The organism is Pseudochrobactrum kiredjianiae (assembly GCF_030362795.1).
GTDB lineage: Bacteria > Pseudomonadota > Alphaproteobacteria > Rhizobiales > Rhizobiaceae > Pseudochrobactrum > Pseudochrobactrum kiredjianiae.
In genome coordinates this window covers 1-5,597 of the sequence record NZ_JAUCBM010000037.1, presented here as the reverse complement: position 1 = coordinate 5,597, position 5,597 = coordinate 1, and the positions used below count along the sequence as shown (strand labels likewise).

Here is a 5,597-nt window from a genome sequence, read left to right as displayed (position 1 = left end):
CGCGGATATCATCATGGCCAGCGGGAATAAAGCCGCATTAACAGGCCGAACATATGACTGCACCGTCCCATGGGCCATCAATGCAGAAAAACCTTGCTATCAGGGCCGTTCCACATATGCGACACAAGCCATCCAAACTCCAACAAGCTGTTCTGGTGTAATGCCCATAATAGTCACAATCAGTCCGCCCGACTTCAGTCTGGCGTATGAACTCGAACAGATGGTTGGGCTTGTTTAAACTTTGAACTAAAGCTACAAGGCACCTTAACAAGATTTGTGGGGCAAAATGAACAACACAGAACAAAAGTGGGCTGATAAGTCAAACGAACCAAGTGAGCAGATAAAGAAGGAAGAACATTTGTATAATGCTCGGGAGCAAAGGTTCAACGACCAGAACAAATACCATGATGATTTTTAATTACGGGCGTTTAAGAAATGCCTATATCGGAAAGTGCTGCTCATGGTACGAAAACAAAAGACAGCTCTCGGTCTGACTAGTCTTTTTTTTCTTTTGATTGCTTTTCTGACTCTTGCGCCTGTTTCACCCCCAACGGGTTATGGCGCAACTGATAAAACATACCACATGTTAGCCTTTGCAGGTCTCGCACTGCCAATCGCCACTCTGCAACCGAGGTGGTTGTTATTTATGATTCCTGTATTTGCTATATTCGGTGGCGCAATTGAACTCATTCAGCCTTATTTCGGGCGATCCTGCGACTTTGCTGATTGGATTGCGGATGTTAAAGGCATAATGATAGGCTCTATTGTAGGTCTAGTGTTGTGCTTAGGCATTCGACGAATGAAGATTGCACGAAATTTAAAAGTACAATCAATCTTGAAAATACACATGTGAGTTCATGCTGAAGCGCGACTTTTGCGATTTGAGTTTACGCATAACGATTTTTATTGGCTGTGTCGCATATGTGGAACGGCCCTGATAGCAAGGTTTTTCTTCATTGATGGCCCATGGGACGGTGCAGTCATATGCGACACAACCACATAACCCCCGTGAAACCAGAGAGTTTATTCCACCTGCTCAATCGAGAGTTAACTCGGCGGGAGAGGCTCCAAGCAGGTTCCTTATAACCTTCGCAGGAACGCCGCCGATTATACTGTACGGTGCGAACTCACCCCTCACAACTGCACCCGCAGCAATAATTGAGTGGTCCCCGATTACGGTACCACCTAGTAACGTCGCTCCCGCACATATCCAGCAACCACTCCCGATGGTGATTGGTAGCGAATAACTCCTGCCGGCTGCTTTTGGCCCACTCGCTTCGACTTCGTGGGTTCCGGTAATAAAAGATACGCGGGGTGCTATATCACAATCAGCGCCGATGGTTATGGATGCTTCCCCCCCAACAAAGAGCACTTCATGTCCTACCCAGGTATTTGCCCCAATACTAAGGGAGCCGCCAACGAACGTTCGAACGCTAGACGCGCAGCGGACATTTGCTCCTATCCTCGCACCTGCAAGAGTTAAAAGTTTTCGCTTTAAGAAAAAGAAGCGGGTCGAGGGAAGTAACTGCCAGAAAATACTATTGAAATAGGATACGGCGGCTTTCATACGAAGCCCCCCGGCCACTTGAGTGTTTCAGTGTAGAGCTGGTGAAGACGTCTGCCATACAGGTCTGAAGAGAAGCGCTGTTCAACCCACGCCTTTGCATTTTTAATTAGCGCATCTCGAACGTGTTTCTGGTCATCAAGATCGACAATTGCGTTACGCAAATTCAAAAAGGTTGCAGCATCGGTTTCTCGACGAAAACTTCGCGAAGACCGGGGAACTAATAGAGAATTCTCTTCTGTAACTAACGGGTATTCTGGTTCCGCTATTTCACCATCTCCAATCAGGCCGACAATTGGAATTTCGCAAGACATTGCCTCTGCAACTGACAAGCCGAAGCCTTCATACCAAGAAAGATAAAGATAATAGTCTATTTTGCTGTAGAAAGCTTCGATGTTCTCTACTGACCCAAGCCACTCAACACGACCCGAAAGCCCTTTCTGTTCAGCTAAAATTTTAAGCCGTGGTAGGGCTGCTCCATCACCGGCCACAGTAAGGAAAAAATTTTCTGGCATAAGAGCAAGGAGAGATAGGGCATCTTCAATCCCCTTATCTTCAACAACTCGGACAGCCATGCCAAGTCGTTTGGTATCGTCAAGTCGCAAAGGCTTTGGATTCAAGTATGCTTTATCAACGGCATTATGGATTATGGCGACCTTGAGTTCAGATATGCCGCATAACGTAACGAGTTGCCGTGCGGCTCCATAGGATATCGCAACAATTCTATGTGCGCCTATCATTTTCAACTTGATATTGCGAATGTGTTTTGCACCGTTAGGTTCAATGTTCGGACGAAAATGCTGGTGCATAATTCGGACAGACTTGAGACCGATGGAAGAGGCAATCATCCAATTAGAAGCCGACGCAAAGTGAATTATATCAGGGGCAAGCGTTTTTAAGAGGCGGCGAAAGCGCAACCACCCACCAATATCTTTCCAAGATGACGAGTCTATCAGATGGCACTTCTCGCCTAACAGACGCTTTATGCGACCCCCTGGCCCGTAACCAATTACTGCATGAACATTCACTCCAAGTCGCAACAGTGAGCGAATAGCGACCTCAGCTACTCTGAAACTCCCCCCAGAACGTTCGCTGTCGCTCGATATGCAAATTACAACTTTCATGGAATCCTCTTGCTACGTACAATGCAAAGGTGCTTTATCATTGATCAAACATCGAGTCACCCAGTAGTCTATTGTGAAAGAGATAAGTTTTTTGAAAGGCATATGAAACCGAGTAAGCATTTGTGGTCTATGAAAGGACCTAATTCTATAGTCTCTAATTGAAAATGAGGATTAATATTGGAGGATATTACGGTCGTTATACCAGCTCATAATGCTGCAAAAACAATTGAAAGGGCACTTTCTTCAATCCCGAGGTATGTGCGCGTGATCGTTATTATCGATGGAACAACAGATGACACCGGGCGGTTGGCAAATACGTATTCTAATGTAAGCGTAATTGTGAACGACAAGTCGGTGGGAGCAGCCCATGCGCGCAATATAGGCCTTGAAAAAGTCTCGACAGAGTTCGTCACGTTTTTAGACGCCGATGACTATATTGTAGGCGACCTCCATAGAGGGATGGCTCAAACTCTTTCAGCGACATATGCAGACGCAGTCTTTTCACCATGGGGTGTTGAACAGGGTCAAAGTTTTCAAATGCGCGGCTCTTTGGGCGCATTGCGGCCAGTGGTTAACGACCGAACCGCGTTACTTATAGCTTGGTTGAGAGGGAATGGTTGTCTCACTGGATCAGTAGGATGGCGTACGGCGTTCCTTCGCTCGATTGGCGGATGGGCTAATGTCCGAAAGGCACAAGATTATGAAATCGGTATTCGAACGATCATTAAAGGTGCCCGCTTCACTTGCAGCGATCAAGGATGTCTGGTGTATGTCGATCACGTAGACCCTAATAGAATATCAAGGATTCGTTCTTCTACAGTAATCGACGACCAAATATCCATCTTAGCCCAGGCTAAGCAGTTTGCTAACGACTGCTCTGACCCAAAGAGTGTGCGTAAAGCTATAGGGGTGCGATACTACCTCTTGGCGCTCAGTTGTTTCCAAGAAGGTGAGCGCACGATTGGGAGAGACTTGCTTTTCGCGGCACGGTCCCTTGGCTTTTCTGGCCATATTGGCACGCCGTTAAGTCGCTTAGTTAGTTATATTATTGGCGCGGAAGCTAAAGTGACAGTTGCAAAAAAGGCGCGGTGTATCAAGAAGTTGCATCGATCATAAATTCTCCATAAGCCTAGGCAGTCTGGTTCTTTTGATTTTTAAAATTAGTCGAGGTCTTACAGGAACCTGTGGCGCAAATATTCAACATGCAGCCCATCAAAATCCTATGTGTAATAAAGTGCTCTGGACTTGCCCGGATAAAATGGAGGGGTTTTCTGTTAAGTTTTTAGATAACAGGATGTTGAATTTTGCCTGAATATGACCCAGATTTGATTTGCTGCTGATCCGCCCCACCACTCGTATCCTTTTGAAATCTTGTATATTTTCGTCATTATGTGGGTTAGAATGACCCGGAAAACTGGCTCAAATTGAGGTGCAATTCAACAACGCTACCTAGAAAAGAACTCAAACTCGTTTAATTTTCAACATTCGCATTGCGTGCGCATTAATATGCGCATAATCTTAGTAAAAATTGAGAACGCCATGCCTGAAAACCAATCAGAGAATTTGATTAAACGCGCGCCTAACCTTACAATCGACAGAGCGCTCCACATGGAAGCGCGTAGCTACAAGAGAAATATTTCCCGTGCTGCCGAAATCGGAATTGCCCAAGCGATCATAGAGGTGGCTCGGATTGTCTGAACAGTTTCGGGCGTTTTGTTAAGTGGATTTCCGCCGCAATTATGCCGCCACCATCATTGGTGTCAGCTCGTTGAAGTAAACCTGATCCGGCGTCTGTCGGTCAAGCGATGAATGTGGCCGTCGGCTGTTGAGAATTTTAGATATCTGCCGATGCCGTGCGGGCCTCGGACACGGTCTTGTAGGCGTGAAGATAAACCTCTTCGTATTTGATTGACCGCCAGAGCCGTTCGACGAAGACATTGTCCCGCCACGCACCCTTGCCATCCATTGAGATGGCGATCCCTACCTTTTTCAGCACGTTGGTGAAGTCGATGGAAGTGAACTGTGATCCTTGATCCGTGTTGAATATGTCTGGCTTTCCATAGCGGATCAGCGCTTCCTCAACGGTTCTGTTGCAAAGATTTTTGTTTTTACGTTGGCGGTTTTTTTGTTTAGTCATTTTATTTGGAAACTGCGTAGATTTCAGGTGTATGATGATTAGCTTCAAGGGTAGCCAATATCCCAAATCTGTTATTCTTTATGCGTTATTCTTTTATGTGCGCTATTCAGTCTCCTATCGTGATCTTCAGGAGATTCTGCAAGAACGCGGTGTTGATGTTGACCACACGACTTTAAATCGATGGGTCGTCAAATACTCAACGCTTATTGCCGCCCAGGCCCAAAAGCGCAAACAGGCGACAACTTCCTCATGGCGCATGGATGAAACCTACATCAAGGTCAAAGGACGTTGGGTCTACCAGTACCGAGCCATTGATAAACAAGGCAATACGTTGGATTTTATGTTGTCAGAACAGCGTGATGCCGATGCAGCGACCGCTTTTTTTAAACGGACAATTGAAACCAACGGTCTACCAGAGAAAGTGGTGATTGATAAAAGCGGGGCCAATTTCGCCGGATTGCGTAATATGAATATGCTGTTTTGGCTCTGCGGCATATATTATTTCATCGATATCCTGCAGGTCAAATATCTCAATAATATTATTGAGCAGGATCACCGCTTCATTAAGAGAATTACCAATCCGATGCGAGGGTTTAAACCCTTCGCATCGGCCTCCGCAACACTGGATGGGATTGAGACCGCCCATATGATCCGCAAAGGGCAGTTTGCCATGGGCGGCAAATCACCATTCGAGCAATTCGCGGCACTCGCAGGATAAGTGTGTCCGGAGATAAGACGCGTCTCGCCTAATTGAAAACTTTGCAACAGAACC

7 protein-coding genes and 1 pseudogene are annotated in these 5,597 nt (G+C 46.2%); 5 read left to right on the top strand and 3 right to left on the bottom strand.

Features of this window, described 5'->3' with window-relative positions; genetic code table 11:
* A partial coding sequence (locus QUF18_RS20240) for a hypothetical protein (protein ID WP_289389042.1) occupies positions 1-238 on the top strand: 238 nt, incomplete at its 5' end.
* A gap of 222 nt (positions 239-460) precedes the next feature.
* The gene (locus QUF18_RS20235; RefSeq protein ID WP_289389041.1) at positions 461-853 is read left to right on the top strand and encodes a VanZ family protein; all 393 of its coding nucleotides are present in this window, start codon (positions 461-463) and stop codon (positions 851-853) included.
* Positions 854-1,036: 183 nt separating this feature from the next.
* On the opposite strand, the gene QUF18_RS20230 is transcribed toward QUF18_RS20235, so the two are convergent.
* Entirely contained in the window at positions 1,037-1,567 is a 531-nt protein-coding gene (locus QUF18_RS20230; RefSeq protein ID WP_289389039.1) for an acyltransferase, read from the bottom strand.
* The gene (locus QUF18_RS20225) at positions 1,564-2,688 is read right to left on the bottom strand and encodes a glycosyltransferase family 4 protein (protein WP_289389038.1); all 1,125 of its coding nucleotides are present in this window, start codon (positions 2,686-2,688) and stop codon (positions 1,564-1,566) included. The genes QUF18_RS20230 and QUF18_RS20225 overlap by 4 nt, the downstream gene beginning before the upstream one ends.
* Positions 2,689-2,865: 177 nt before the next feature.
* Between QUF18_RS20225 and QUF18_RS20220 the strand changes: the two genes are divergently transcribed.
* Positions 2,866-3,804 carry a glycosyltransferase family 2 protein gene (locus QUF18_RS20220; RefSeq protein ID WP_289389036.1) on the top strand — a complete coding sequence of 313 codons (939 nt, stop codon included), beginning with the start codon at positions 2,866-2,868 and terminating at the stop codon, positions 3,802-3,804.
* 390 nt (positions 3,805-4,194) lie between these two features.
* Entirely contained in the window at positions 4,195-4,386 is a 192-nt protein-coding gene (locus QUF18_RS20445) for a type II toxin-antitoxin system CcdA family antitoxin (RefSeq protein WP_353074561.1), read from the top strand.
* Between the two features lie 39 nt (positions 4,387-4,425).
* On the opposite strand, the pseudogene QUF18_RS20215 reads toward QUF18_RS20445, so the two are convergent.
* Positions 4,426-4,783, bottom strand: a pseudogene (locus QUF18_RS20215) (transposase); the annotation flags it as partial.
* 76 nt (positions 4,784-4,859) lie between these two features.
* On the opposite strand from QUF18_RS20215, the gene QUF18_RS20210 reads away from it, so the two are divergent.
* On the top strand, positions 4,860-5,543 hold the full coding sequence (locus QUF18_RS20210; RefSeq protein WP_289389044.1) for an IS6 family transposase: 684 nt from the start codon (positions 4,860-4,862) through the stop codon (positions 5,541-5,543).
* The last annotated feature ends 54 nt before the right edge of the window (positions 5,544-5,597 follow it).